This window comes from Pseudomonas sp. 58(2021) (genome assembly GCF_017491585.1).
GTDB classification, from domain to species: Bacteria; Pseudomonadota; Gammaproteobacteria; order Pseudomonadales; family Pseudomonadaceae; genus Aquipseudomonas; species Aquipseudomonas fluorescens_BT.
The window spans coordinates 247771-272445 of sequence record NZ_JAFGYZ010000001.1 but is presented as its reverse complement, the minus strand read 5'-3'; the positions used below and the strand labels follow the sequence as shown (position 1 = coordinate 272445).

Annotated in this window: 29 protein-coding genes; 10 read left to right on the top strand and 19 right to left on the bottom strand. The window is 60.9% G+C overall.

Annotated elements, in window-relative coordinates; all coding sequences use genetic code 11:
• Window positions 1–64: 64 nt before the first annotated feature.
• Genes rsmD through J5M72_RS01240 form a run of 3 tightly spaced genes read right to left on the bottom strand, consistent with a single transcriptional unit; the run spans window position 65 to window position 3511 of the window.
• Window positions 65–676, bottom strand: coding sequence for a 16S rRNA (guanine(966)-N(2))-methyltransferase RsmD (rsmD, locus tag J5M72_RS01250; RefSeq protein WP_207863799.1), 612 nt, complete (start codon window positions 674–676; stop codon window positions 65–67).
• On the bottom strand, window positions 676–2163 hold the full coding sequence (locus J5M72_RS01245) for a pitrilysin family protein (RefSeq protein WP_207863798.1): 1488 nt from the start codon (window positions 2161–2163) through the stop codon (window positions 676–678). Before J5M72_RS01245 ends, rsmD begins: the two co-directional genes overlap by 1 nt.
• Window positions 2156–3511 (bottom strand): pitrilysin family protein, encoded by a 1356-nt coding sequence (locus J5M72_RS01240; protein ID WP_207863797.1) that lies wholly within the window; start codon window positions 3509–3511, stop codon window positions 2156–2158. The genes J5M72_RS01245 and J5M72_RS01240 overlap by 8 nt, the downstream gene beginning before the upstream one ends.
• A 345-nt stretch (window positions 3512–3856) precedes the next feature.
• On the opposite strand from J5M72_RS01240, the gene ftsY reads away from it, so the two are divergent.
• The 4 genes from ftsY (at window position 3857) to rpoH (ending at window position 8030) form a co-directional block, all read left to right on the top strand.
• Entirely contained in the window at window positions 3857–5371 is a 1515-nt protein-coding gene (gene ftsY, locus J5M72_RS01235) for a signal recognition particle-docking protein FtsY (protein WP_207863796.1), read from the top strand.
• The gene (ftsE, locus tag J5M72_RS01230; RefSeq protein ID WP_064380087.1) at window positions 5368–6039 is read left to right on the top strand and encodes a cell division ATP-binding protein FtsE; all 672 of its coding nucleotides are present in this window, start codon (window positions 5368–5370) and stop codon (window positions 6037–6039) included. Before ftsY ends, ftsE begins: the two co-directional genes overlap by 4 nt.
• Window positions 6036–7061, top strand: coding sequence for a permease-like cell division protein FtsX (gene ftsX / locus J5M72_RS01225; protein WP_169432307.1), 1026 nt, complete (start codon window positions 6036–6038; stop codon window positions 7059–7061). The genes ftsE and ftsX overlap by 4 nt, the downstream gene beginning before the upstream one ends.
• 114 nt (window positions 7062–7175) lie before the next feature.
• Window positions 7176–8030 (top strand): RNA polymerase sigma factor RpoH, encoded by an 855-nt coding sequence (rpoH, locus tag J5M72_RS01220; protein WP_003229146.1) that lies wholly within the window; start codon window positions 7176–7178, stop codon window positions 8028–8030.
• 70 nt (window positions 8031–8100) lie between these two features.
• Here rpoH and mtgA read toward each other — a convergent pair whose 3' ends face one another.
• Window positions 8101–8823 (bottom strand): monofunctional biosynthetic peptidoglycan transglycosylase, encoded by a 723-nt coding sequence (mtgA, locus tag J5M72_RS01215; RefSeq protein WP_085611980.1) that lies wholly within the window; start codon window positions 8821–8823, stop codon window positions 8101–8103.
• A 74-nt stretch (window positions 8824–8897) separates the two neighbouring features.
• Between mtgA and J5M72_RS01210 the strand changes: the two genes are divergently transcribed.
• From J5M72_RS01210 to trmB, 4 genes are all read left to right on the top strand, one after another.
• Window positions 8898–9278, top strand: coding sequence for a DUF423 domain-containing protein (locus J5M72_RS01210; RefSeq protein ID WP_169432306.1), 381 nt, complete (start codon window positions 8898–8900; stop codon window positions 9276–9278).
• Between the two features lie 72 nt (window positions 9279–9350).
• Window positions 9351–9551, top strand: coding sequence for a sulfur carrier protein ThiS (thiS, locus tag J5M72_RS01205; RefSeq protein WP_007953386.1), 201 nt, complete (start codon window positions 9351–9353; stop codon window positions 9549–9551).
• Between the two features lie 60 nt (window positions 9552–9611).
• Window positions 9612–10406 (top strand): thiazole synthase, encoded by a 795-nt coding sequence (locus J5M72_RS01200; protein ID WP_007953385.1) that lies wholly within the window; start codon window positions 9612–9614, stop codon window positions 10404–10406.
• A gap of 9 nt (window positions 10407–10415) precedes the next feature.
• Window positions 10416–11141 (top strand): tRNA (guanosine(46)-N7)-methyltransferase TrmB, encoded by a 726-nt coding sequence (gene trmB / locus J5M72_RS01195; protein ID WP_207863795.1) that lies wholly within the window; start codon window positions 10416–10418, stop codon window positions 11139–11141.
• A 130-nt stretch (window positions 11142–11271) separates the two neighbouring features.
• Here the strand turns inward: trmB and J5M72_RS01190 are convergent, their stop codons facing one another.
• The 10 genes from J5M72_RS01190 to J5M72_RS01145 all read right to left on the bottom strand — a co-directional run bounded on the left by J5M72_RS01190 (window position 11272) and on the right by J5M72_RS01145 (window position 18121).
• Entirely contained in the window at window positions 11272–11595 is a 324-nt protein-coding gene (locus J5M72_RS01190; protein WP_011336381.1) for a DUF3392 domain-containing protein, read from the bottom strand.
• Between the two features lie 20 nt (window positions 11596–11615).
• Window positions 11616–12821 (bottom strand): radical SAM family heme chaperone HemW, encoded by a 1206-nt coding sequence (gene hemW, locus J5M72_RS01185; protein ID WP_243433154.1) that lies wholly within the window; start codon window positions 12819–12821, stop codon window positions 11616–11618.
• Window positions 12818–13414, bottom strand: a complete 597-nt coding sequence (gene rdgB / locus J5M72_RS01180; protein ID WP_169432304.1) for an RdgB/HAM1 family non-canonical purine NTP pyrophosphatase — start codon at window positions 13412–13414, stop codon at window positions 12818–12820. Before rdgB ends, hemW begins: the two co-directional genes overlap by 4 nt.
• Complete coding sequence (locus J5M72_RS01175) at window positions 13411–13845, bottom strand: DUF4426 domain-containing protein (RefSeq protein ID WP_169432303.1); 435 nt, start codon at window positions 13843–13845, stop codon at window positions 13411–13413. The genes rdgB and J5M72_RS01175 overlap by 4 nt, the downstream gene beginning before the upstream one ends.
• A 26-nt stretch (window positions 13846–13871) precedes the next feature.
• Window positions 13872–14492, bottom strand: a complete 621-nt coding sequence (metW, locus tag J5M72_RS01170; RefSeq protein ID WP_096817600.1) for a methionine biosynthesis protein MetW — start codon at window positions 14490–14492, stop codon at window positions 13872–13874.
• Window positions 14493–14499: 7 nt separating this feature from the next.
• Complete coding sequence (locus J5M72_RS01165; protein WP_169432302.1) at window positions 14500–15639, bottom strand: homoserine O-acetyltransferase; 1140 nt, start codon at window positions 15637–15639, stop codon at window positions 14500–14502.
• A gap of 65 nt (window positions 15640–15704) precedes the next feature.
• The gene (locus tag J5M72_RS01160) at window positions 15705–15995 is read right to left on the bottom strand and encodes a DUF167 domain-containing protein (RefSeq protein WP_169432301.1); all 291 of its coding nucleotides are present in this window, start codon (window positions 15993–15995) and stop codon (window positions 15705–15707) included.
• A complete protein-coding gene (locus J5M72_RS01155; protein ID WP_085709070.1) occupies window positions 15992–16582 on the bottom strand; it encodes a YggT family protein in 591 nt (196 codons plus the stop codon). The genes J5M72_RS01160 and J5M72_RS01155 overlap by 4 nt, the downstream gene beginning before the upstream one ends.
• A gap of 10 nt (window positions 16583–16592) precedes the next feature.
• Window positions 16593–17411: a pyrroline-5-carboxylate reductase gene (gene proC / locus J5M72_RS01150; protein ID WP_085731569.1), complete on the bottom strand. Its 819-nt coding sequence runs from the start codon at window positions 17409–17411 to the stop codon at window positions 16593–16595.
• Between the two features lie 23 nt (window positions 17412–17434).
• The gene (locus J5M72_RS01145) at window positions 17435–18121 is read right to left on the bottom strand and encodes a YggS family pyridoxal phosphate-dependent enzyme (RefSeq protein WP_207863794.1); all 687 of its coding nucleotides are present in this window, start codon (window positions 18119–18121) and stop codon (window positions 17435–17437) included.
• A 56-nt stretch (window positions 18122–18177) separates the two neighbouring features.
• Between J5M72_RS01145 and J5M72_RS01140 the strand changes: the two genes are divergently transcribed.
• Window positions 18178–19212 carry a type IV pilus twitching motility protein PilT gene (locus J5M72_RS01140; RefSeq protein ID WP_114886090.1) on the top strand — a complete coding sequence of 345 codons (1035 nt, stop codon included), beginning with the start codon at window positions 18178–18180 and terminating at the stop codon, window positions 19210–19212.
• 51 nt (window positions 19213–19263) lie between these two features.
• Here J5M72_RS01140 and J5M72_RS01135 read toward each other — a convergent pair whose 3' ends face one another.
• Window positions 19264–19887 carry a C40 family peptidase gene (locus J5M72_RS01135; RefSeq protein ID WP_169432298.1) on the bottom strand — a complete coding sequence of 208 codons (624 nt, stop codon included), beginning with the start codon at window positions 19885–19887 and terminating at the stop codon, window positions 19264–19266.
• 248 nt (window positions 19888–20135) lie between these two features.
• Between J5M72_RS01135 and J5M72_RS01130 the strand changes: the two genes are divergently transcribed.
• Window positions 20136–20570: a TM2 domain-containing protein gene (locus tag J5M72_RS01130; protein ID WP_207863793.1), complete on the top strand. Its 435-nt coding sequence runs from the start codon at window positions 20136–20138 to the stop codon at window positions 20568–20570.
• Between the two features lie 75 nt (window positions 20571–20645).
• On the opposite strand, the gene J5M72_RS01125 is transcribed toward J5M72_RS01130, so the two are convergent.
• From J5M72_RS01125 to J5M72_RS01110, 4 genes are all read right to left on the bottom strand, one after another.
• Entirely contained in the window at window positions 20646–21050 is a 405-nt protein-coding gene (locus J5M72_RS01125; protein WP_207863792.1) for a hypothetical protein, read from the bottom strand.
• Between the two features lie 39 nt (window positions 21051–21089).
• A complete protein-coding gene (locus J5M72_RS01120; protein WP_207863791.1) occupies window positions 21090–22076 on the bottom strand; it encodes a lipid II-degrading bacteriocin in 987 nt (328 codons plus the stop codon).
• Window positions 22077–22391: 315 nt separating this feature from the next.
• A complete protein-coding gene (locus tag J5M72_RS01115; protein ID WP_207863790.1) occupies window positions 22392–23663 on the bottom strand; it encodes a dihydroorotase in 1272 nt (423 codons plus the stop codon).
• Window positions 23660–24664 (bottom strand): aspartate carbamoyltransferase catalytic subunit, encoded by a 1005-nt coding sequence (locus J5M72_RS01110; protein ID WP_108591854.1) that lies wholly within the window; start codon window positions 24662–24664, stop codon window positions 23660–23662. The genes J5M72_RS01115 and J5M72_RS01110 overlap by 4 nt, the downstream gene beginning before the upstream one ends.
• Between the last annotated feature and the right edge of the window lie 11 nt (window positions 24665–24675).

The following is a 24675-nucleotide window of genomic DNA, read 5'->3' as shown; positions in this document are numbered from 1 at the left end:
ACTGTGGAGATTTTGCGCGGGCGGCGTGCGGTAGTTATCTACCGCACGCCGAATACTGCGTTCATCAGGCGTCAGGAGAGGGCACGCTGCGTTGCCACAACGCGTAGTACACCCGCCCGGACTTCTGTTCGCGGTGCAGGCGCCAGTTGCCTGGCAGGCCGAGGGTCGATGGCGCGGTTTCACTTTCAGTGTAGATCCACGAATCATCCGCCAGCCATTGGCGTTCTTCCAGCAGCGTGCACACGGCAGGCAACAGGTTCTGGTTGAAGGGCGGGTCGAGGAACACCAGGTCGAACGCGGTCGCGGTCTGGGTTTCCAGATAGCGCAGGGCGTCGGCGGTCTGCACGTGGCCGTTGGTGCAGCGCAGCGTGCCGAGGTGTTCTTTCAGGCTGGAGACCGCGACATGGCTGGCATCCAGTGCCTGGCCCATGGACGCGCCACGGGACAGCGCTTCCAGAAACAGCGCGCCGCTGCCGGCGAACGGATCGAGCACCTTGGCCCCGGCAACGTATGGCGCGAGCCAGTTGAACAGGGTTTCGCGTACCCGGTCCGGCGTCGGACGCAGGCCCGGCGCATCCGGGAAGCTCAGTTTGCGGCTGCGCCATTCGCCGCCGATGATGCGCAACTGGTTCACACCGTTGTGCAGTTTTTGTACAGGTTTCTTTGGACTGGCCATTAATGCTCCGGAACCCCGAGCGGCTGCTCGGCAGGTTTATCAGATGGGGCCGGTAACGGCTTTTGCGGCACGGTCGGGCCAGCGCTGACGATGACCAGTTTATCCGTGCTCAAGTGTTTGTTCAGGACGTCGCGAACCTGCTCGACCGTCAGGCTCTGGGACTGACGCATGAAGTCGTCCAGATAATTCAGCGGCAGGTTGTAGAAACCCATGGCGCCGAGCTGGCCGACGATATCGGCGTTGCTCGCGGTGGACAGCGGGAAGCTGCCGGCCAGTTCGCGCTTGGCGTCATCGAGTTCTTTCTGGGTCGGGCCGGTCTTCAGGTAGTCGGCGAGCACGTCCTGCACCAGTTTCAGGGTGCCTTCGCTCATTTCCGCGCGGGTCTGCAGATTGATCATGAACGGGCCGCGCGCCTGCATCGGGCTGAACGCCGAATACACGCCGTAGGCCAGGCCGCGTTTCTCGCGGACTTCGCTCATCAAACGGGTGCCGAAGCCACCGCCCCCGAGGATCTGGTTGCCCATCGACAGTGCGGCATAGTCCGGGTCATCACGGTCGATGCCCAGTTGCGCGAGCATCAGGTTGGTCTGCTTCGACGGAAACTCGATGTGGCCGATGCCGGCTTTCGGCTCGGTCGGTTGCTCGACTTTCGCCAGCGCCGGGCCTTTTGGCAGCGCAGCGGACACCTGGTTGGCAATCGCCTCGGCTTCGCTGCGGGACAGATCGCCCACCAGCGCAATCACCACGTTGCCGGCCGCATAGGCCCTGGCGTGGAACTCACGCAGTTGCGCCAGCGTGATCTTCGGCACGCTTTGCGCATTGCCGTCGCTGGAATGGGCATACGGATGATCGCCGTACAGACGCTTCATCAGTTCCAGGCTGGCGAGTTTGCCGGGGTTCTGTTTCTGGTACTCGAAGCCGGCGAGCATCTGGTTCTTGATGCGCGCGAAGGAGTCGGCCGGGAAGGTCGGTTTGCCCACCACTTCCGAGAACAGCTTCAGCGCCGGCTCGCGTTTGTCGGCGGCACTCAGACTGCGCAGCGACGCGATGGCCATGTCCTTGTAGGCGCCGTTGCCGAAATCCGCGCCCAGGCCTTCGAAGCCTTGAGCGATGGCGCCGACGTCCTTGCCCGCCACACCTTCGTTGAGCATGGCGTTGGTCAACAGGGCCAGGCCCGGTGCGTTGCCGTCCTGGCTGCTGCCGGCGGAAAAGATCAGGCGCATGTCGAACATCGGCAGTTCGCGAGCCTCGACGAACAGCACCTTGGCGCCTTCGGCGGTGTTCCAGGTCTGTACGTCGAGCTTGCGGCTGGCCGGGGCCTTGCCGTCGAGTTCGGCCAGCGATTGCAGCTTCTGGCTGGACTTGGCGTTATCCAGCGCTTCGCTGGCCTTGCTGTCGTCGCTCGGCGCCAGATAGAGCGCGGCGGAGCCGATGATGGCCACGGCGATCAGGCCGAGCAGCAGGCGTGGGGTTTTGCGCTCACTCATGAGTCGTCTCCAGTGGCAGGACATGGGCGACGCTGAGACGTTCGCGGGTGAAATACAGCTTGGCGGCGTTCTGGATGTCTTGCGGGGTGACGCTCTCCAGATCCGCCAGTTCGGTGTCCATCAGCTTCCACGACAGACCCACGGTCTCCAGCTGGCCGATGGCGGTGGCCTGGCTGGTGATCGAATCGCGCTCGAAGACCAGGCCGGCGATGACCTGGGCACGCACACGTTCCAGCTCTTCGGCGGACGGCGCGGTGGTTTTCAGCTGTTCCAGCAGTTTCCACAGGCCGGCTTCAGCCTGGGCCATGGTCTTTTTCTTCTGGGTGTTCGGCGTGGCCGACAGGGTGAACAGGCTGTCACCGCGGGTGTAGGCGTCGTAGCTCGATGAACCGCCGGACACCAACTCTTCGCCGCGCTCCAGTTGGGTCGGGATGCGGCCGCTGTAGCCGCCGTCCAGCAATGCCGAAATCAGGCGCAAGGCGTTGACCGAACGTTTGTCTTCGGCGGTGGCAATGCTCGGGACGTTGAAGCCGAGCATCAGGCTCGGCAGCTGGGTCTGCACGTGCAGGGTGATCTGGCGCTCGCCGGGCTCGGCCAGTTCCAGCGGTTTTTTCGCTGGCGGTACGTCACGCTTCGGGATCGGCCCGAAGTAGCGCTGAGCAAGGGTCATCACCTCGTCCGGGGTCACGTCGCCGACCACCACCAGCGTGGCGTTGTTCGGCACGTACCAGGACTGATACCAGTGACGCAGCTCTTCGACCTTCATCCGCTCCAGGTCAGCCATCCAGCCGATGGTCGGCGTGTGATAGCCGCTGGCCGGGTAGGCCATGGCCTTGTAGCGCTCGTAGGCCTTGGACATCGGCTTGTCGTCGGTGCGCAGGCGGCGCTCTTCCTTGATGACTTCGATTTCCTTGGCGAACTCGTCGGCCGGCAGGCGCAGGTTGGCCATGCGGTCGGCTTCCAGTTCGAAGGCCACGCCCAGACGGTCGCGGGCCAGCACTTGGTAATAAGCGGTGAAGTCGTCGCTGGTGAAGGCATTCTCTTCGGCGCCGAGGTCGCGCAGGATCAGCGAGGCTTCGCCGGGGCCGACTTTTTCGCTGCCCTTGAACATCATGTGTTCGAGGGCGTGGGACAGACCGGTCTGGCCCGGGGTTTCGTAGCTGGAACCGACCTTGTACCAGACCTGCGACACCACCACCGGTGCGCGATGGTCTTCGCGCACGACGATCTTCAAGCCGTTGTCGAGGGTGAATTCGTGAGTCGGTTGCGGGTCGGCCGCCAGGGCCGAAAGGGGCAGGCAGACTGTGCTGAGCAACAGGCCTGCGGCGCGGCGGGCTAGAGCATTCATTCGTTTTTAAACCTGTTGGGCTGCCCGCTTGGTCTTAGCGTCGGCGGGCGAGAGGGTGCTAGGATACTGATCCGTTTTACTGGGGGCCACGCCTATAAGGCCTTTGATCGGCAGGCAGGTGATGCTATTTGCGGATTTAATCTGGATTTTGTCCGCTAGACTCTGCTTTTTCCCCGACGATGGCCTACCAGTCCTTCGTGTTGATCAATCTTTTGAGGTGCCGCTTGCACCTCGACAAAATGTTGCGCGTGAACAAGCTGGATGAAACACAGTCTGTTCTGCATCGAATATTTATTTGCCGGGGCGCCCCTGTGGCGCGTCGCTACCGTGAGATAGCCGTCCTCCATGTTTGGTTCCAACGACGACAAGAAGACCCCAGCTGCGGCTGGCGAGAAAAAAAGCCTGTTCGGATGGCTGCGCAAAAAGCCGCAGGAACCCGTCGTCGAACAGCCGACTGCCATTCCTGAGCCAGCCCCGGCGCCAGCACCTGTCATAGAAGAAGTGCCGGCACCGGTTGTGCTGCCGATTGCCGAGCCGGTGCTGCAACCGGTGGCCGGGGCCGAGCCTGTAGCGCCGACCGCCGCTGAACTGCCCCTGACCCCGGCCGCCCAGCCGTGGCTGACCTTGCCGGTGGCCGAAGAGCCGGTGGCACTGGTTGAAGAGGCTGCGCCGCACATTACGCCGCCGATTCCGGCACCGGTTGCATTCACTCCTGAGCTTGTTCAGCCGTCGGTGGTCGAACCTGCTCCTGTCATTCCCGAGCCTGTGGTCGCTGCCCCGGTTGCGCCGATAGTCGCTGCACCCGAGCCTGCACCTGCACCTGCACCTGCACCTGCACCTGCACCTGCACCTGCACCTGCACCGATCGTCGCTGCGCCTGTCGCTGTCGTCGAAACCCCGGTCCAGGCCCCGCGCACCGAGGAAACCAAGGCCGGCTTCTTCGCCCGGCTCAAGCAAGGCCTGTCCAAGACCAGCGCCAGCATCGGCGAGGGCATGGCCAGCCTGTTCCTCGGCAAGAAAGCCATCGATGACGATCTGCTCGACGATCTTGAAACCCGTCTGCTGACCGCCGACGTTGGCGTCGAGGCGACGTCGGTCATCATCCAGCGCCTGACCCAGAAGGTCGCCCGCAAGGAACTGGCCGATTCCGACGCCCTGTACAAATCCCTGCAGGCCGAGCTGGCCGCGATGCTCAAACCGGTCGAGCAGCCGCTGAAGATCGTTTCGCAGAACAAGCCGTTCGTGATCCTTGTGGTCGGTGTCAACGGCGCCGGCAAGACCACCACCATCGGCAAACTGGCGAAGAAGCTGCAACTGGAGGGCAAGAAGGTCATGCTCGCCGCGGGTGACACGTTCCGTGCTGCGGCTGTCGAGCAGTTACAGGTCTGGGGTGAGCGCAACAAGATCCCGGTGATCGCCCAGCACACTGGCGCGGACTCGGCCTCGGTGATCTTCGACGCCGTCCAGGCCGCCAAGGCCCGTGGCATCGACGTGCTGATCGCCGACACCGCCGGTCGTCTGCACACCAAAGACAACCTGATGGAAGAACTGAAAAAGGTTCGCCGGGTAATCGGCAAGCTCGACGCCGATGCGCCGCACGAAGTGCTGCTGGTGCTCGACGCCGGTACCGGCCAGAACGCCATCAATCAGGCCAAGCAATTCAACCAGACTGTCGAACTGACCGGCCTGGCGCTGACCAAGCTCGACGGCACGGCCAAGGGCGGGGTGATTTTTGCCCTGGCCAAGCAGTTTGGCCTGCCGATCCGCTACATCGGCGTCGGTGAAGGCATCGACGATCTGCGTACCTTTGAAGCCGAACCCTTTGTCCAGGCACTGTTTGCCGAGCGGGAGCGTTCATGATTCGTTTCGAACAGGTCGGTAAGCGCTACCCGAACGGTCACGTCGGCTTGCATGAGCTGAGCTTTCGAGTCCGTCGCGGCGAGTTCCTGTTTGTCACCGGCCACTCCGGTGCCGGTAAATCCACGTTGTTGCGCCTGCTGCTGGCGATGGAACGTCCGACCAGTGGCAAACTGTTGCTGGCCGGGCAAGACCTGAGCACCATCAGCAATGCGCAGATTCCGTTCCTGCGTCGGCAGATCGGTGTGGTGTTCCAGAACCATCAACTGTTGTTTGATCGCACGGTGTTCAACAACGTCGCGCTGCCGTTGCAGATTCTCGGGCTGTCCAAGGTCGAGATCGCCAAGCGCGTCGATTCGGCGCTGGAGCGGGTGGCGCTGTCGGACAAGGCCGATTTGTATCCCGGCGACCTGTCCACCGGTCAGCAACAGCGCGTCGGCATTGCCCGCGCCATCGTTCACCGTCCGGCCTTGCTGCTGGCGGACGAACCGACCGGTAACCTCGACCCGCGTCTGGCGGCCGAGATCATGGGCGTGTTCGAAGACATCAACCGTCTGGGCACCAGCGTGCTGATCGCCAGTCACGACCTGGCGCTGATTGCGCGCATGCGCCATCGCATGCTGACCCTGCAACGCGGCCGATTGATCGGCGACGGGGAGGCCGGCGTATGAGTGCGACACGCAGTCCGAAGGTTTCCGAGCGCGTGGCTCCGAAGGCCGCCGATCCGCAACCGCCAAAGAAGAAAAAGCACGACGATGACGACGGGCCAGACTTTGCCACGTTGTTCCGTGCCTGGATCGAAAGTCACCGCGCCAGCTGGATCGACAGCCTGCGCCGTCTCGGCAAGCAGCCGATCGGCAGCTTCTTCACCTGCATGGTGATGGCGGTTGCGCTGAGTCTGCCGATGGGCCTGTCACTGTTGCTGAACAATGTCGAGCGTCTGGGTGGTTCATGGCAGCGCGCGGCGCAGATCTCGCTGTACCTGGAGCTTGAGGCCAGCCCGGCCCAGGGCGAAGCATTGCGTGATCAGATCAAAGGCATGCCCGGCGTAGCTGATGCTGAATATGTCGGCCGCGACCAGGCGCTGGAAGAGTTCCAGCAGCAGTCCGGATTGGGCGAAGCCCTGCGCGAGCTGCCGGAAAACCCGCTGCCGGGCGTGGTGCTGGTGACGCCGAAGGAGGTCGACAAGTCGACCCTGGAAGCATTAAGACAAAAACTTTCCGAGTTGCCCAAGGTACAACAGGCGCAACTTGATCTAGTCTGGGTCGAGCGTCTGGCCGCCATCCTCAAGCTCGGCGACCGCTTTGTCTTCGGTCTGACGGTGTTGCTGGTTTCCGCATTACTTTTGGTGATAGGCAATACCATTCGTCTTCATATTGAAAACCGCCGCACAGAGATAGAAGTGATTAAACTCGTCGGCGGCACCGACAGCTATGTGCGTCGTCCCTTCCTTTATATGGGCGCGTTGTATGGCTTCGGTGCAGGGCTGCTGTCCTGGGGTGTGCTGGCGTTCGGCTTGAACTGGCTGAACGACGCGGTGGTTGGGCTGGCCGGCTTGTACGGCAGTGATTTCGCACTGGCCGGAGTGCCAGTTGCCGACGGTCTGTCGCTCTTGCTTGGCGCGGTGCTGTTGGGTTATATCGGTGCATGGATTGCAGTCGCACGTCATCTCAGGGAGCTGGCGCCGAAGTAGAATCTTTTTTGCGCGTGATTGGCCTTGCGGTTTTTTGGGAACTTGTACTTGAGTTCCCGGTCAATTTTTCGCAGTGCCGAAAGGCGCGAGTATGTAAGTCGGAGGTTTTTTCGTATGACCAATTCTTTGCAACCTGCGTATGCATTGGTTCCGGGCGCAAACCTGGAAGCTTATGTACACACCGTCAACAGCATTCCATTGCTGACGCCGGAGCAGGAGCGTGAACTGGCCGAGAGTCTCTACTATGAGCAGGATTTGGGGGCGGCTCGGCAGATGGTGCTCGCCCACCTGCGGTTTGTCGTACACATCGCCCGTAGCTATTCCGGCTACGGTCTGGCTCAGGCTGACCTGATCCAGGAAGGCAACGTCGGTCTGATGAAGGCCGTGAAGCGTTTCAACCCGGAAATGGGCGTGCGTCTGGTGTCCTTCGCGGTGCACTGGATCAAGGCCGAGATTCACGAGTTCATCCTGCGCAACTGGCGGATCGTGAAAGTCGCGACCACCAAGGCCCAGCGCAAGCTGTTCTTCAATCTGCGCAGCCAGAAGAAGCGTCTGGCCTGGCTGAACAACGAGGAAGTCCACCGTGTGGCGGAAAGCCTCGGTGTCGAGCCGCGTGAAGTGCGTGAGATGGAAAGTCGCCTGACCGGCCATGACATGGCCTTCGACCCGGCTGCCGAAGCCGACGACGACAGTGCTTTCCAGTCGCCGGCCAATTACCTGGAAGACCACCGGTACGACCCGGCGCGTCAACTGGAAGATGCCGACTGGAGCGACAACTCCAATCACAACCTGCACGAAGCGCTGGAAGTGCTGGACGAACGCAGCCGCGACATCCTCTACCAGCGCTGGCTGGCAGAAGAGAAAGCCACGCTGCACGACCTGGCGCAGAAGTACAACGTGTCGGCCGAGCGGATCCGTCAGCTCGAGAAGAGCGCGATGAACAAGCTCAAGTTGTCGATTGCCGCATAACCGGTAGTCCGGCAATAAAAAACGCCCCGATCAGTGATGATCGGGGCGTTTTTGTTTGCCTGTCACAAAGTCATTGTGCCCAAGGGGCTCGGCGAGAATCATTGAGTGTCAGCAGATAGCTGTCGCCACCCAGCTGGCTCATCTGCTGGCGAATCCAGCCGGCTCGGCGCGACACGTAAGCGGTCGGATGGCTGGCGCTCCAGACTCGGGGATTCGGCAGCACCGCCGCCAGGTAACTCGCCTGCTGTCGGGACAGCGACCTGGCACCTACGCCAAAGTGATGCCTTGCCGCTGCTTCGGCACCAAACACGCCGTCATCCCATTCGACACTGTTCAGGTACACCTCGAGAATCCGCTGCTTGGGCCAGAACACTTCGATCAGCGCGGTAAACCATGCTTCCAGGCCTTTGCGCAGATAACTGCGGCCCGACCACAAAAACAGGTTCTTCGACACTTGTTGGCTCAAGGTGCTGGCACCGCGGATCGAGCCGCCGAGTTCGTTGTGGGCCAGTGCGGCCTTGATTGCACTCAGGTCAAAACCCCAGTGCTCGGGGAATTTCTGGTCTTCGCCGGCAATCACCGCGACCTTCAGGTCATCGGAAATCTCGTCCCATGGCTTCCAGGTGCGTTGCAGATCGATCGGCTCGCCGTCGACCCAGGATTCGATCTTGCGCTCGACCATCAGCGCCGTGAACGGTGGCGGCACAAAGCGAAACACCAACACCAGCAATACGCTGCCGCCCGCGAACCAGAGCAGGGCCTTCGTGAAACGACGGAGAAATAAACGCAGCATAGAGATGGCTTGGCCGAACCGGTTGAGCGGGCCATTATACAGACCCTGCCGATCGAGTCTGACTGGAGTTCTACATGCTGCGTAGCTTTCTGATGCTGGCTGCCTTCTTTGGTTTCACCGGTGTCGGCCTCGGCGCATTCGCCGCCCACGGCCTGAAAAACCGTCTGACCCCGGAGTACCTGGCGATCTTCCACACCGGCGTCACCTATCAACTGGTGCACGCGCTGGCGCTGTTCGGCGTGGCGCTGCTGGCCACCCAGCTTCAGGGGCGGCTGGTCGCCTGGGCCGGCATCTCGTTCACCGTCGGCATCCTGCTGTTCTCCGGCAGCCTGTACCTGCTGACCACCCTCGGCATCGGCAAGCTCGGCATCATCACCCCGTTCGGTGGCCTGGCATTCCTGATCGGCTGGCTGTGCCTCGGACTCGCCGCCTGGCGCCTGCAGCCAACCGCTTGACGCTTGGTGCTGACCTTTAGGTCATGATCGGGCTAGAATGCCACCCCCTAAAAAGTGATGGCGGCGTTGCGCATGCGCATTCAGTTGAACGGTGAATCCTTTGAACTGCCCGACGGTGAAACCGTTGCGGCCCTGCTGACCCGTCTGGATCTGACCGGACGCCGCGTCGCGGTCGAACTCAATCTGGATATCGTCCCGCGCAGCCAGCATGCCGACACCACTTTGAACGACGGCGACAACGTCGAAGTGGTGCACGCCATCGGCGGCGGCTAGTCGCCAGGCCTGCACGGGCCGAGAATTCTGCAAGACCCTCACCCCAACAGAGGATTCCCCATGAGCATCGTTCGTAGCGACAAGCCTTTCGTTCTGGCCGGTCGTACTTACCAGTCGCGTTTGCTGGTCGGTACCGGCAAGTACCGTGACATGGAAGAAACCCGCTTGGCCATCGAAGCCTCGGGTGCCGAGATCGTCACCTTCGCGGTGCGCCGCACCAACCTGGGCCAGATCGAAGGCGAGCCGAACCTGCTCGAAGTGCTGTCGCCGGATCGCTACACCTTCCTGCCGAACACCGCCGGCTGCTACGACGCGGTCGAAGCCGTGCGCACCTGCCGCCTGGCCCGTGAGCTGCTCGACGGCCACAACCTGGTGAAGCTGGAAGTGCTGGCCGACCAGAAAACCCTGTTCCCCAACGTGATCGAAACCCTCAAGGCCGCCGAAGTGCTGGTCAAGGAAGGTTTTGACGTGATGGTCTACACCAGTGATGATCCGATCATCGCCCGGCAACTGGCGGAAATCGGCTGCATCGCGGTGATGCCGCTGGCCGGTCTGATCGGTTCGGGCCTGGGGATCTGCAACCCTTACAACCTGCAGATCATCCTCGAAGAAGCCAAGATCCCGGTGCTGGTGGATGCCGGTGTCGGCACCGCTTCCGACGCCACCATCTCGATGGAGCTGGGCTGTGACGCGGTGCTGATGAACTCGGCCATCGCCCACGCCCAGCAGCCGATCATGATGGCCGAAGCCATGAAACACGCGATCGTCGCGGGCCGTCTGGCCTACCTCGCCGGCCGCATGCCGAAAAAACTCTATGCCAGCGCCTCTTCGCCGCTGGATGGTCTGATCAAGTAAGAGCTATTGATGACTGAATCGAACGACACGCCAATCCAGACGGAAGAAGGCGACGAGCGCCAACACCGCCGCATCAAGAGTTTCGTGATGCGCGCCGGGCGCATGACCGAAGGCCAGCAGCGCGGCCTGGATCAGGGCGCGCCGAAGTTCGTCCTGCCGCTGGCCGATGCGCCGGTGGATTACGACCAGGTGTTCGGCCGCTCCGCGCCGCGTTCGCTGGAAATCGGTTTCGGCATGGGCCACTCGCTGCTGGAAATGGCCGCCGCTGCGCCGGAACAGGATTTCATCGGTGTCGAGGTTCACCGTCCGGGTGTCGGCGCGCTGCTCAACGGCGTGCTGACTCAAGGCCTGAACAACCTGCGGGTCTACGATTGCGACGCGATCGAAGTGCTCAATCGCTGCATCGCCGACAACAGCCTCGATCGCCTGATGCTGTTCTTCCCGGATCCGTGGCACAAGAGCCGCCACCACAAGCGCCGCATCGTTCAGGCGTCCTTCGCTGAACTGGTGCGCAGCAAGCTGAAGGTTGGCGGCATTCTGCACATGGCCACCGACTGGGAGCCGTACGCCGAATACATGCTGGAAGTGATGAACGTCGCCCCGGGCTATCGCAACCTCGCCGAAGACGGCAAGTGCGTACCACGCCCGGCCGAGCGCCCGATCACCAAGTTCGAACGCCGCGGCGAGCGTCTTGGGCATGGCGTGTGGGATCTGAAGTTCGAGAAACTCGCTTAAGCCTTACGCAGAACCCCATGTGGGAGCGAGCTTGCTCGCGATAACGGTCTGACAGTCAACGATGATGTTGAATGTTAAGTCGCTATCGCGAGCAGGCTCGCTCCCACAGTTATTTTGTGTGTGCTGAAAATCAGCGGCGGTCAGCGACCACGCCAATCAGCACCAGCACCACCAACAACACCGGCGCCAGGCTGTAGTTGTTGAACTGGCTCAGCCCCTTCACCACCCAAGGCGTGGCGTAGATCAGCGCGGCGCCGCTGCCGATCATGCACAGCAGGGCCATCAGCGGCACACGCAGGGCGCCGGCGATGCTGCCCAGGCGTTGCTCGACCCAGCCTTTGAAGTCGGCACCGAACAGCACCAGCAGGCAGCCCACCAGGGCCAGGGCGATTTCCGAGAGGTTGCTGCGGCTCCAGCGGGACACGGTGGCGAGCAGGTCGAGTATCAAATCCATGCGGTTTCCCCGGGAGCTAATCAGCTCAGAAATTTTTGCAGCAAGTCATTGAGAAAGAGTTGTCCGCGCTCGGTGGCCGCCAGACGTGACGGTTCGACCTGCAACAGGCCGCTTTGTTCGGCCTCGCGGCGGTGTTCGTCGAGGCTCTCCAGCGGCAGGCCGGTGCGCTCGGGATACAGGCGTGATTCCACGCCGGCAGTCAGGCGCAGGGCGTTCATCAGGAACTCGAACGGCATCTCGTCGTTGGTCAGGGCTTTCTCGCCGGCCTGGAAGCTTTTGGCCGGGTTGAGGTAGTCCTTTGGCAGGCGCGTCTTCCAGGTGCGCACGATGCGCCCGTCCGGGTGACTGAGCTTGCCGTGGGCGCCGGCGCCGATGCCGATGAAGTCGCCGAAGCTCCAGTAATTGAGGTTATGCCGCGCCGGTCGACCCGGTTGCGCATAGGCGGAAACTTCGTACTGCGCGTAACCGTGCTCGGCCAGCAGCGCCTGTCCGGCCTCTTGAATGTCCCACAACGTATCGTCTTCCGGCAGCACTGGCGGCTGGTTCCAGAACACGGTGTTCGGCTCCAGCGTCAGCTGATACCAGGAAATGTGCGTCGGCTTCAGTGCGATGGCCTGACGCAGGTCGCTCAAGGCATCGTCCAGCGACTGGTCCGGCAAGCCGTGCATCAAGTCGAGGTTGAAGTTATCGAACCCGGCCTGGCGCGCCATGCCGGCGGCGCGTACCGCTTCATCGCCGTTGTGGATGCGGCCGAGGGCCTTGAGTTTTTCCTGCTGGAAGCTCTGGATACCGATCGACAGGCGATTGATCCCCAGTTTGCGGTAGGCGACGAACTTCTCCTGTTCGAAGGTCCCGGGGTTGGCTTCCAGGGTGATTTCGATGTCATCGGCAAATGGGATGCGCTGTTTGACGCCTTCCAGCAAGCGACCAAGGGCTTGTGCGCTGAACAGACTCGGTGTACCGCCGCCAAAGAAGATCGAACTCAACTCACGGCCATACACCGCGTGCAGATCCTGGTCGAGGTCGGCCAGCATCGCGTCGACGTACTCTTGCTCCGGCAGCACGGGGCTGGCGGTGTGGGAGTTGAAGTCGCAATACGGGCATTTGCGCACACACCACGGAATGTGGATGTACAGCGCCAGGGGCGGCAGCGTCGGCAACGGTGCCCGAGGCGAGGAGGCGGCGCCGCCGATAATCAGCGACGACGCGCAGGAGCTATCGGTCATTTCAAGCCCAGACGCTGGCGCAGCAGATCCATTGCACGGGCGCGGTGGCTGATCTGGTTCTTGTCGCTCGGGCTCAGCTCGGCGCTGGACACGTTACGCTCCGGCACCCAGAACAGCGGATCGTAACCAAAACCGTGCTCGCCGCTGGCGGCGGTCAGGATGCGTCCGTGCCACAGGCCTTCGCACAGGATCGGCAGCGGATCGTCAGCGTGACGCACCAGCGCCAGCACGCAGACGAACTGTGCGCCGCGTTCGGCTTCAGGCACATCCTTCAAGGCGTCGAGCAGCTTGGCGTTGTTCGCCGCATCGCCCTTGCCGTCGGCGTAGCGCGCCGAGTAGATGCCCGGCGCACCGCCGAGGAAATCCACCGCCAGACCCGAATCGTCAGCCAGCGCCGGCAGTCCGGAAATACGCGCCGCGTTGCGGGCCTTGAGGATTGCGTTCTCGACGAACGACAGACCGGTTTCTTCCGGTTCCACGCTGCTGAATTCGCCGATCGAGCGCAGGTGCACCGATTCGCCGAGCATGGCCTGGAGTTCCTTGAGTTTGCCGGCGTTATGGCTGGCCAGTACGAGTTGCTTGAGATTGATCATTGGCCAGGGAAAAGCTCTTGGTTGAAATTGATGGTGTTGATCTTGTCGCCGGTCTGCACCTTGATTTCGAAGGTGCGGGTTTCCTGCTGTTCCACCGGGTACTGGGCGATGTAATAGATCGCGCCCTGTTCGGTGACCTGACGGAAATTCAGGGTCACGCTCTGGCTGGTCAGATCTTTCACCGTGCCCGTGACGTTGGCGATCAACGGCTTGCCATCCTTGATCACCGAGACATTGATCACGCCCTGGTTCTTGCTGCGGATCAGCTCGGCAGCCTTGGCGATGTCCGGTTGCAGGTAGGTCGAGTTGAAGGTGTTGTAGTGCACCGTCACGTCGCCGAAGGTTTCCTGGCGCTCGCTCTTGATGGCATCGGCGGCCACGGCCGACAGGCTCAGGCAGGCGGCCAATAACGCGGTAATCAGGCGTCCCATGTTCGTTCTCCTCGCAATGTCGTGGTTCAGACCGCGATTCTGTGATCCTGCAGCCCCGGGCTGCTGACGCGGTAGATACCGATCTCACCTAACAGATTAGGCCATAGCTTACTGGCCCACCCGTGGCGGTGCTGTTGATCCACGGCAAGCCGATCAATGACCTTCGCCTCACGTTCGCGACAAAGTTCTTCAAAGTCTTCGAAGGTGCAGAAGTGAATGTTCGGCGTGTTGTACCAGGTGTACGGCAGGAATTCGGATACCGGCATCCGGCCCTTGCTCGCCAGATACCAGCGGCAGCGCCAGTGACCGAAGTTGGGGAAGGTGATGATGCACTGGCGGCCGACCCGCAGCATTTCGTCGAGGATCTTGTCCGGGTAATGCACGGCTTGCAGGGCCTGGGTCATCACCACCACGTCGAAGCTGTTGCTGGCGAAGTTGCCCAGGCCCTTGTCCAGGTCCTGCTCGATGACGTTGATGCCCTTGGCCACGCACTCGGCGATGTTGTCCGGGTCGTTTTCCAGGCCATAACCGGTGACCTGCTTGTGGTCGCGCAGCCAGGTCAGCAACTCGCCGTCACCGCAACCGAGGTCGAGTACGCGGCTGCCGGCGGGGATCCATTCCTGGATGATTTCCAGATCAGCTCTCATGGCTTTCTCACAACGTAATGCGGTTCATGTAATTGCCGAACGCCTGCAAATAACGCGGGATCGGAATCAGGAAGGCGTCGTGGCCCTGCGGCGCGTCGATCTCCAGGTAGCTGACGTCCTTGCGCGCGGCCATCAGCGCGTCCACCAGTTCCCGCGAGCGGGCCGGGGAGAAGCGCCAATCGGTGGTGAACGACATCACGCAGAATTTGGCTTTCGCACCTTCGAAGGTTTTCGCCAGGTTATCGTCGAAGTTGGCCGCCGGATCGAAGTAGTCCAGCGCCTTGGTCATCAACAGATAGGTGTTGGCGTCGAAGCGCCCGGAGAACTCTTCGCCCTGATAACGCAGGTAGCTTTCGACCTGGAACTCGACGCTGTGGAAGTCGTAGTTGAGCTTTTCGCTCTTCAGGCCGCGGCCGAATTTTTCGCCCATGGAGTCGTCGGACAGGTAGGTGATGTGCCCCACCATCCGCGCCAGCATCAGCCCGCGTTTGGGGATCACGCCGTGTTCCTGGAATGAGCCGCCGTGGAATTCCGGGTCGGTGAGGATCGCCTGGCGCGCCACTTCGTTGAAGGCGATGTTCTGCGCCGACAGCTTGGGGGCCGAGGCGATGGCCAGACAGTGGCGTACGCGGTCCGGATACGTGATGGTCCATTGCAGCGCCTGCATGCCGCCGAGGCTGCCGCCGATCACTGCCGCCCACTGGCCGATGCCGAGCCGGTCGGCCAGGCGTGCCTGGCTGTGCACCCAGTCTTCCACGGTCAGCACCGGGAAGTCGGCGCCGAACGGCTTGCCGGTTTCCGGATTGAGGCTGCTCGGGCCGGTAGAACCGTTGCAGCCGCCGAGGTTGTTCAGGCTGACCACGAAGAACTTGTTGGTGTCGATCGGTTTGCCGGGGCCGATGCAGCTGTCCCACCAGCCGGGCTTGCGGTCGTCGACGCTGTGGTAGCCGGCGGCGTGGTGGTGGCCGGACAAGGCGTGGCAGATCAACACGGCGTTGCTCGCCTGCGCGTTGAGCGTGCCGTAGGTTTCGTAGATCAGGTCATAAGCGGCCAGCGAACGGCCGCAGGCCAGGGCCAGCGGTTCGCTGAAGTGCGCCGTTTGTGGCGTCACCAGACCAACAGAATCGGGGGGAAAGGCAGCTGGCATCGACCCTGCTCTCGTTGAAATGAGGCGTAAGTCTAAAGACCGGTGGGGTTAGCGGCAAGCAACGATCAGGGGCGGCAGAGCCCCGGCAAATCCGGCAGCTTCTTCGGCGAGCAGATCTTCACGCGCTTCTGCCGGTTCAACTCACCGCTGAGCAAACTGACCTGGCTCTTGGAAACCCCGAAAGCCTTGGCCAGAAACCCCATCAGGTACGCATTGGCCTTGCCCTCTACCGGCGGCGCGGTCAGGCGGATCTTCAGGCGGTCGCCGTGCAGCCCGGCGAAGTCATCGCTGCGGGCTGCCGGTTGCAGGTGACACTCGAGGATCAGGTCGTCACCGTCCCAACGAAACCAGCTCACATCAACAGGCGCAGGATTTCCGGCATCATCGTCATCGCCGCGAGGTTGTTGATCACCAGCATGTCGATCAGCTTCAGCGCGAGGAAGGCGAAGATCGGCGACAGGTCCAGGCCGCCCATGCTCGGCAGGAAGCGGCGGAACGGCGCCAGGGCCGGTTCACAGATCTGGTTGACCAGCTCGGCGCCCGGGTTGTGGCTGCCCGGAGCGACCCAGGACAGGATCACGCTGATGATCAGGGCGAAGAAGAAGATCTTCAGGAACAGCGCGGTCACGCCGATGATCGACCAGATGAACAGTTGCAGCGGGTTGCCGGTGGTGCCGTAGGTCAGCAGCAGGGTCAGCGCCATCAGAGCCAGTTGCACAAGGATCGCCAGCACCAGCGACGACATGTCCAGGCCGAACAGGCTCGGGATGATCCGGCGCAGTGGCTTGAGCAGCGGCTGGGTAGCCTTGACCACGAACTGGCACAGCGGGTTGTAGAAGTTCGCCCGCACCAGTTGCAGGACGAAGCGCAGCAGCACGATCAGCAGGTACAGGCTGCCGAGGGTTTGCAGCACGTAGACCGCTGCGGTGTTCAATCCAATCATGTAAGGCTCCTTATTTGCCCAGTTGTTCGGCCATTTCGGCCGAGCGGTGCGCGGCGGCGCCGAGTGCTTTTTCCACCAGGGCTTCGAAGCCACCGGCCTGGAACGATTTGATTGCAGCTTCCGTGGTGCCGGCCGGCGAGGTCACGCGGCGGCGCAGTTCGGCGGCGTCGACGTCGCTGGACACGGCCATGTGCGCCGCGCCCAGCGCGGTTTGCAGGGTCAGTTGTTCGGCGGTTTCCTTCGGCAGGCCGAGTTTGACGCCAGCGGCGGTCATGGCTTCGATCAGCAGGAAAAAATACGCGGGGCCGGAACCGGAGACGGCGGTGACCGCGTCCAGTTGCTGCTCTTCGTTCAGCCACAGGGCGATGCCCACGGCAGACAGCAGCTCTTCGGCCTGCTGGCGCTGTTCGGCGCTGACTTCGCCGGTGGCGTACAGACCGCTCACGCCCTGACGCAGCAGCGCCGGGGTGTTGGGCATGCAGCGCACGATTGGCTGTTCACCGAGCCACGCAGTCATGCTGGCGCAAGTAATGCCGGCGGCGATGGACACCACCAGTTGATTCGGCTTCAGGCTCGGGCGGATCGCTTCGCACACGGCTTTCATGGCCTGTGGCTTGACCGCCAGTACCACCACGTCAGCGCCGTCGATGGCCTGGGCATTGTCGGCGAAGGTTTCGATGCCGTGTTCGGCGCTGACCCGGTTGCGGGTCTCTTCACCCGGATCACTGGCGCGGATGTGTGCGGCTTCCAGACCCTTGGCCCGCAGGCCGCCGATCAGGCTGGCGGCCATGTTGCCGGCACCGATAAAGGCAATACGTGTGTTGCTCATGTCAGGTCCTTATCTGGAAATCATCAAGATGGGGAATAGTCGCGGGCGCCAAACAGGGCCGTACCGATACGGACCCAGGTCGCGCCTTGGGCAATGGCCGACTCGAGGTCGTGGCTCATGCCCATGGAAAGCGTGTCGAGCGGCAGGTCGAGGTCGGCTTGCAACTTCTGAACGGCGGCGAATGCAGCGTCTTGTTCGGCGCGATCTTCGGTTGGCTCGGGGATTGCCATCAAGCCGCGCAGCTTCAGGCGCGGCAGCACGCTGATGGCCTGGGCCAGGGCCGGCAGGTCGGCCGGGGTGCAGCCGGACTTGCTGGCTTCACCACTGACGTTGACCTGAATGCAGATGTTCAGCGGCGGCAGCTCCGCCGGGCGTTGTTCGGACAGGCGTTGGGCGATTTTCAGACGATCCACGGAGTGCACCCAGGCGAAATGCTCGGCAATCGAGCGGGTCTTGTTCGACTGAATGGGGCCGATGAAGTGCCAGATCAAGGGCAGGTCGGCCAGTTCGAGCTGTTTGGCCAGGGCTTCCTGCAGGTAGTTCTCGCCAAAGTCGCGCAGGCCGGCGGCATACGCTTCACGCAGGGCTTCGGACGGTTTGGTCTTGCTCACGGCCAGTAGCTGGACGCTGTTTTCATCGCGTCCGGCGGCAGCGGTGGCGGCATGAATACGCGAACTAACCTGGAGAATGTTGTCTGCTATCGTGGACATCAAGAGGCGCCAGCGGTCTGAAGGTTCGCGGCATTCTACTGGAATTGAGGGACGCTATGGATATCACTGAACTGCTGGCCTTCAGCGCCAAACAGGGCGCTTCCGACCTGCACCTGTCGGCCGGTCTGCCACCGATGATCCGCGTGGATGGCGATGTGCGACGGATCAATCTGCCGGCGCTGGATCACAAGCAGGTGCACGAGCTGATCTACGACATCATGAACGACACCCAGCGAGTGGAGTTCGAGAAACATCTGGAAACCGACTTTTCCTTCGAAGTGCCCGGTGTGGCGCGGTTTCGGGTCAATGCCTTCAACCAGAACCGTGGCGCCGGCGCTGTGTTCCGTACCATCCCGTCGAAAGTGCTGAGCATGGAAGACCTCGCCATGGGCGACGTCTTTCGCAAAATCACCGATGCTCCGCGGGGGCTCGTGCTGGTCACCGGACCAACCGGCTCCGGCAAGTCCACGACGCTTGCGGCGATGATCGATTACCTCAATACCCACCGTCATCACCACATCCTGACCATCGAAGACCCCATCGAATTCGTCCACGAATCGCGTAAATGCCTGATCAATCAGCGTGAAGTCCACCGCGATACCCGCAGTTTCGCCACGGCATTGCGTTCAGCGCTGCGCGAAGACCCGGACGTGATCCTGGTCGGCGAGATGCGTGATCTGGAAACCATCCGCCTGGCGCTGACGGCGGCCGAGACCGGGCACTTGGTGTTCGGCACGCTGCACACCACGTCGGCGGCCAAGACTATCGACCGGGTGGTGGATGTGTTTCCGGGGGATGAGAAGTCCATGGTGCGCTCGATGTTGTCCGAGTCATTGCTGGCCGTGGTGTCGCAGACATTGATCAAGAAGATCGGCGGCGGCCGGGTGGCGGCACACGAGATCATGCTGGGGACGTCGGCGATCCGTAACTTGATCCGCGAGGACAAGGTGGCGCAGATGTATTCGGCGATCCAGACCGGCGGGTCGCTGGGGATGCAGACGCTCGACATGTGCCTGAAGGATCTGGTGACCAAGGGCCTGATCAGTCGTGAACATGCGCGGGAGAAGGCGCGGACACCGGATAATTTCTAGGGACGAAAAAAAACGCAGCCCGAAGGCTGCGTTTTTTATGATCTGTACAGATCAGCGCTGAACCACGCGCATCTGCTTGCCACCTGGTTCTTTCGGCAGCACGCGCTTGGCAACCACGTAATGCTGTTCCCAATACGGTTTGTTCAGCGTATCGATACTCACCGCTTTGCCACGGCGTGGTGCGTGGATGAAGCGGTCGTTGCCCAGGTAGATGGCAACGTGATTGACCCGACGGCTTTTGATATTGAAGAAAATCAGGTCGCCAGGCTTGAGGTCCTTGCGCTCGACTTTCTCGCCGTGACCACTGGCCATGGCATTCGAGGTACGCGGCAGGTCGAACGTGGCGTCGTTGAACGCGTATTTGACCAGACCGCTGCAGTCGAAGCCTTTGCTCGGGCTGCTGCCGCCCCAACGGTAAGGTGTACCGAGGACGTTCACCGCACGACTGAGGACGTTACTGCTTTCCTTGTTCGCCATCGGTGGAACCAGCTTGCCGTGACTCTTGCTGGCGAGCGTGGTGTGTTTCGTTTGCTTGCCTTTGTTCGTAGGAGCAGAGGCATGGGATTTGGGAGTGAAACCGTTAACGTTGGGAAGACGTTGCTCACGATTGGTGGCGTGGGCGGCCAGTGGCATTAATAGGCAAATAGTTAGCCATGTCTTGAAAAATGGACGCATTAGGCAGGGCTCTTGTGTGTTAGCGCGCAACTTTATAACAGCTTTTTTGTCCCTTCCGAGGCCGTTGGTCGATTCAATCAGGTGCCAACGGAACCAAACAAGCGGCAAAAAAACGCAATTGTCGGACAGAAGTCCGGTGCTATAAGGCTTTGACGGACCACAAGGTAGCATTTGCCGTACGTCGGCTACCTGTAAAAAAGTCACAAAGAATTAAAGAATATTTATCTATCGCGTGTATCGAGGTCTTAATGAACGGCTATCAGCTGCCCCGTGTGAAGGAAAAAGACACCCATAGCAAGGTGATCGGTTACCTGTTGTGGATATTCGGTTTCACAGGTTCTCACCGCTTCTATTACGGCAAGCCGGTGACCGGCACGATCTGGTTTTTCACCTTCGGGTTGCTGGGGATCGGCTGGCTGATCGACGTGTTCCTGATCCCGGCGATGGACCGGGAAGCGGACCTGCGCTTTGCGGCGGGACCGATCGAATACAACGTGGCGTGGATTCTGCTGACATTCCTCGGGGTGTTCGGTGTGCACCGAATGTATCAGGGCAAGTGGATCAGCGGCCTGCTGTACCTGCTGACGGGTGGGTTGTTCTTTATTGGCGTGCTGTATGACTTCTGGACGCTGAACGATCAGGTATCGATGCGTAACGCCGAAGGGCGGGGCGCCTTTCAGTAAGTGATGTCGAGGGGGAGGACCGCCGGTGCCGTTCGTGCGCTGGCAGGCCCCCCCCTCGACACTGGGTCTTGCGCGTTATTTCAATCGCACCACGGTGTGTATTTGGAAAACGGCAAAAGTAATGCCAGTCACACCATAAAGTATTGCAATGATGGCGTGATGGGGTATCGACCAATACACAATCCTGTCCACCAAAATCACCAAGGATATTGTTGCAATCAGGTAGGCTGATATTTTCAGTAGCAGACCTGCACACGAATTGGCGCGTGCCCAGCGTAATAAGAGAATCTGCAGTAGGTGCATTAGTGCAAGTGTCAGGAAAATAATCAGCGTTACGCCAATGGGCAGGCCGATTGAATCCTGATTTATGTCATATGTCCCTGCTTTGAGATTTTTTATTAATGTAAGTGCTCCTGCGCCGGATGTAAGTGCGAGAGCGGTTGGGTACAAATAACTCAATAGTTTGTAAGTTCTGCTCATTCGCTTTCCGTTATGCAGGTGTCTGTAAATTATTGATGCTCACGGGGTAGGGTGAAATCCAGCTCCGCTCAGCCTTATTTTATGCTCGCCGAAAATGTCGATCTCGTAATGTGTTCCAGAAAATACTCTGCCTGCTGTTGTTAATAATTCAAGGGCAGTTGATCTGTTGCTTGCGTCGAAGTCGTAAGTGTCAGTATAGGCTCTGATAACGCCATCGAAAACCCAGGTTCCTGCTTTATCGCGTGAAAAGTTTCCTTCCATCTTTAACGTTATTCTTCCCAAATAAGCCCCGGTGATAGTGCTGTCATTAATGGTGGCGTAAGGGATTTTCGGGTCAGATAAGTAATAAGTGCCGGGTTCTCGGGTGCTCGCGATAGAGCTTGCCAGTAATGGCAGTTCGTTGGCTCTGACATTCAGGTCAATATTGTTGATGTTGACCTTCATCCTCTCACCATTTCCCCAGAGGTAATGAGCAAAGGCTTTGATCGGGCTGAAGGTGCCACCAGATAGCTCGGTTGTGAGTGTTTCGTAATTCAGATTGTACGGAGCAGTGGCGGAGACTTTGATCAAAGCTTCTATGGGGCTTAATTTTTGCTGCGCCGCAAATGCATCAGCCAAGCTGAAATTGATGACTTTATTCTTGAAATAACCATGGCTGATGATGGTGGAGTTGCTGAGTAAATAATTGTCGCTTTCGGTAATTCTCCAGAGGTCGCGAATTCCACCCAGGGCGTCATTGTTAATTGCCTTGTTCACCATTTGCAGTTCATAGGTGAAAGCTTTAATTCCGGATTTCATTTCAAGCCAGGCATGGAACATGTCCATTTCTGCTGAGGTTATTACAGGGCCACTACTCAGTGGTAATGAATAGGTTTGACCATCATTGGTGATAACAGCCTCTCCTGCACCCTGCCAGTCTGCTGTTGCGTAGGTTCCCCATCTGAAGCCGGAGTCGACTGTAAATCCGCCAGAGTTTCCTGTTGTTCCTCTGGTAACAATAGGGGGGAGTGTAAGTCCATTTTTCATATACTCATCCTTGTGGGTGTTGGTTATCCTTTTGACGGTTTTATATTAATGGCTGCGCGTAAGTGTCGCCTATTAGAACTTTGTAAGCTGTTTCTGATTGTGTCGAGGCTGTTTTTACGAGATTGTAAAGCGTCGGATATTTCTTTATGGCGGGCGGCCGCTTTCCTACGACAATCGGTGTAGATCTAACAGCGGAGAGGACGCGATGGTGTTGCGAGAAATGACTTTGAGCGTGACTTCACCAGCAAGGATGTTTGTCGCTATTAAATAGAATTCAGGAGATAGCAGGCCATTACAGCCTGCTATCTCTTGTCTTCATGCCTGATGGCTGATCCGGCCATCCACCAGGGTGTAACGCACCACACCCGGCAGGCTGTGGCCGAGGAACGGGCAGTTCTCGCCCTTCGACAGCCAGCTTTCGCCGGCTACTGTCGAAGCCTTCGGATCGAACAGCACGATATCCGCTGCACCACCCACCGCCAGTTTGCCCGCCGGCAGGCGCAGGGCCTCGGCCGGGCCGGCGCTCAGGCGCGCCAGCAGGGTCGGCAGATCAAGCAGACCGTCTTCGACCAGCGTCATCGCCAGCGGCAGTAGCAGTTCGACGCTGCTGATGCCCGGCTCGGTCGCGCCGAACGGTGCCAGTTTCGCATCGCGCTCATGGGGCTGGTGATGGCTGGAAATCGCCGAAATCACCCCGGACTTCACCGCGTCACGCAGACCATCGCGGTCGGCGCGGGTGCGTAGCGGCGGTTGCACGTGATACAGGCTGCTGAAGTCGATCAGCGCTTCGTCCGTCAGGATCAGCTGATACAGGGCAACATCTGCCGTGACTTTCAAACCACGGGCCTGGGCCTGAGCGATCAGGGCCACGCCGCGAGCGCTGGTGAGCTGGCTGAAGTGCGCGCGCACGCCAGTCTGCTCCACCAGCAGCAGATCCCGGGCCAAAGCCACGGTTTCAGCGGTTTCCGGGATGCCCGGCAGGCCGAGGAAGCTGGCGGTGGCCCCTTCGTGGGCCAGGCCGCCGTCGGCGAGGTCGTGATCCTGCGAGTTGAAAATCACCGTCAGGTCGAAGGTCGCTGCGTAATCCAGCGCCCGGCACAGGGTGCGGGTGTTGCGGAAGCTTTCCAGACCGTTGCCGAAGGCCACGCATCCGGCGTCGCGCAGGGCAACGAGTTCTGCCAGCTGTTCGCCATCCAGACCTTTGCTCAGGGCGCCGATCGGGAACACCTTGGTGTTGCCGGCTTCGCGGGCGCGGTCGAGGATCAGTTCGGCCACGGCGGAAGTGTCGAGCACCGGTTTGGTCTTCGGCGGGCAGCACAGGCTGGTCACGCCACCGGCCGCCGCAGCGCGGGTTTCGCTGGCGATGGTGCCTTTGCGGCTGTAGCCCGGCTCGCGCAGGGCGACGTTCAGGTCGACCAGCCCCGGAGCGGCGACGAGGCCTTTGGCGTCGATGGTTTCGACGGCGGTGAAACCGGCCGGTGCGGCGCCGAGGGCGACGATCTTGCAGGCTTCAACGTGAATATCGGTGATTTGATCCAGGCCGCTGCTTGGATCGATGACGCGGGCGCCGAGAATGCTGAGCTTCACTGGGCGTTCTCCTGCTCGAATTGACGCTGCGCTGTTTGTCCGCTCATGGCCATCGACAGCACGGCCATACGGATCGCGATGCCGTAGGTGACTTGATTGAGGATCACCGAGTGCGGGCCGTCGGCCACCGCCGACTCGATCTCCACGCCGCGGTTGATCGGCCCCGGGTGCATGACGATGCAATCGGGCTTGGCGCCGGCCAGGCGCGCGGTGGTCAGACCGAACAGGCGGTAGAACTCGCCTTCGCTCGGCAGCAGGCCGCCGGTCATGCGCTCGCGCTGCAGGCGCAGCATGATTACCACGTCGACGTCTTTCAGACCTTCGGTCATGTCGGTGTAGACCTTCACGCCGTACTGCTCAATGCCGATCGGCAGCAGGGTTTTGGGCGCGATCACGCGGATGTCCTGGCAACCGAGGGTCTTCAGGGCCAGCATGTTCGAACGCGCCACCCGCGAGTGCAGGATGTCGCCGACGATGGCCACCGAGAGGTTCTCGAAACCGCCCTTGTGACGGCGGATGGTCAGCATGTCGAGCATGCCCTGGGTCGGGTGCGCGTGTCGGCCGTCGCCGCCGTTGATGATCGCCACCTGCGGGCAGACATGTTCGGCGATGAAGTGCGCAGCGCCCGAGTCACCGTGGCGCACGACGAACATGTCGGCGGCCATGGCTTCCAGGTTGCGCAGGGTGTCGAGCAGGGTTTCGCCCTTGCTGGCCGACGAGGTCGACACGTTCAGGGTGATCACGTCCGCCGACAGCCGCTGGGCCGCCAGTTCGAAGGTGGTGCGGGTGCGGGTGGAGTTTTCGAAGAACACGTTGCACACGGTTTTGCCGCGCAGCAACGGGACTTTCTTCACGGCCCGGGCGCCGACTTCGAGGAACGAGTCGGCGGTGTCGAGGATTTCCGTCAGCAACTCGCGGCGCAGGCCGTCGAGGGAGAGGAAGTGGCGCAGCTGGCCCTGATCATTGAGCTGCAGCGGGCGCTTGGTATCTAGAGGCGTCATCGCGAAGGGGA

Excerpts from the sequence above, each read along its gene's own strand:
- rsmD (WP_207863799.1), bottom strand. The coding sequence starts at position 676 with ATGGCCAGTCCAAAGAAACCTGTACAAAAACTGCACAACGGTGTGAAC.
- J5M72_RS01245 (WP_207863798.1), bottom strand. The coding sequence starts at position 2,163 with ATGAGTGAGCGCAAAACCCCACGCCTGCTGCTCGGCCTGATCGCCGTG.
- J5M72_RS01240 (WP_207863797.1), bottom strand. The coding sequence starts at position 3,511 with ATGAATGCTCTAGCCCGCCGCGCCGCAGGCCTGTTGCTCAGCACAGTC.
- ftsY (WP_207863796.1), top strand. The coding sequence starts at position 3,857 with ATGTTTGGTTCCAACGACGACAAGAAGACCCCAGCTGCGGCTGGCGAG.
- ftsE (WP_064380087.1), top strand. The coding sequence starts at position 5,368 with ATGATTCGTTTCGAACAGGTCGGTAAGCGCTACCCGAACGGTCACGTC.
- ftsX (WP_169432307.1), top strand. The coding sequence starts at position 6,036 with ATGAGTGCGACACGCAGTCCGAAGGTTTCCGAGCGCGTGGCTCCGAAG.
- rpoH (WP_003229146.1), top strand. The coding sequence starts at position 7,176 with ATGACCAATTCTTTGCAACCTGCGTATGCATTGGTTCCGGGCGCAAAC.
- mtgA (WP_085611980.1), bottom strand. The coding sequence starts at position 8,823 with ATGCTGCGTTTATTTCTCCGTCGTTTCACGAAGGCCCTGCTCTGGTTC.
- J5M72_RS01210 (WP_169432306.1), top strand. The coding sequence starts at position 8,898 with ATGCTGCGTAGCTTTCTGATGCTGGCTGCCTTCTTTGGTTTCACCGGT.
- thiS (WP_007953386.1), top strand. The coding sequence starts at position 9,351 with ATGCGCATTCAGTTGAACGGTGAATCCTTTGAACTGCCCGACGGTGAA.
- J5M72_RS01200 (WP_007953385.1), top strand. The coding sequence starts at position 9,612 with ATGAGCATCGTTCGTAGCGACAAGCCTTTCGTTCTGGCCGGTCGTACT.
- trmB (WP_207863795.1), top strand. The coding sequence starts at position 10,416 with ATGACTGAATCGAACGACACGCCAATCCAGACGGAAGAAGGCGACGAG.
- J5M72_RS01190 (WP_011336381.1), bottom strand. The coding sequence starts at position 11,595 with ATGGATTTGATACTCGACCTGCTCGCCACCGTGTCCCGCTGGAGCCGC.
- hemW (WP_243433154.1), bottom strand. The coding sequence starts at position 12,821 with ATGACCGATAGCTCCTGCGCGTCGTCGCTGATTATCGGCGGCGCCGCC.
- rdgB (WP_169432304.1), bottom strand. The coding sequence starts at position 13,414 with ATGATCAATCTCAAGCAACTCGTACTGGCCAGCCATAACGCCGGCAAA.
- J5M72_RS01175 (WP_169432303.1), bottom strand. The coding sequence starts at position 13,845 with ATGGGACGCCTGATTACCGCGTTATTGGCCGCCTGCCTGAGCCTGTCG.
- metW (WP_096817600.1), bottom strand. The coding sequence starts at position 14,492 with ATGAGAGCTGATCTGGAAATCATCCAGGAATGGATCCCCGCCGGCAGC.
- J5M72_RS01165 (WP_169432302.1), bottom strand. The coding sequence starts at position 15,639 with ATGCCAGCTGCCTTTCCCCCCGATTCTGTTGGTCTGGTGACGCCACAA.
- J5M72_RS01155 (WP_085709070.1), bottom strand. The coding sequence starts at position 16,582 with ATGATTGGATTGAACACCGCAGCGGTCTACGTGCTGCAAACCCTCGGC.
- proC (WP_085731569.1), bottom strand. The coding sequence starts at position 17,411 with ATGAGCAACACACGTATTGCCTTTATCGGTGCCGGCAACATGGCCGCC.
- J5M72_RS01145 (WP_207863794.1), bottom strand. The coding sequence starts at position 18,121 with ATGTCCACGATAGCAGACAACATTCTCCAGGTTAGTTCGCGTATTCAT.
- J5M72_RS01140 (WP_114886090.1), top strand. The coding sequence starts at position 18,178 with ATGGATATCACTGAACTGCTGGCCTTCAGCGCCAAACAGGGCGCTTCC.
- J5M72_RS01135 (WP_169432298.1), bottom strand. The coding sequence starts at position 19,887 with ATGCGTCCATTTTTCAAGACATGGCTAACTATTTGCCTATTAATGCCA.
- J5M72_RS01130 (WP_207863793.1), top strand. The coding sequence starts at position 20,136 with ATGAACGGCTATCAGCTGCCCCGTGTGAAGGAAAAAGACACCCATAGC.
- J5M72_RS01125 (WP_207863792.1), bottom strand. The coding sequence starts at position 21,050 with ATGAGCAGAACTTACAAACTATTGAGTTATTTGTACCCAACCGCTCTC.
- J5M72_RS01120 (WP_207863791.1), bottom strand. The coding sequence starts at position 22,076 with ATGAAAAATGGACTTACACTCCCCCCTATTGTTACCAGAGGAACAACA.
- J5M72_RS01110 (WP_108591854.1), bottom strand. The coding sequence starts at position 24,664 with ATGACGCCTCTAGATACCAAGCGCCCGCTGCAGCTCAATGATCAGGGC.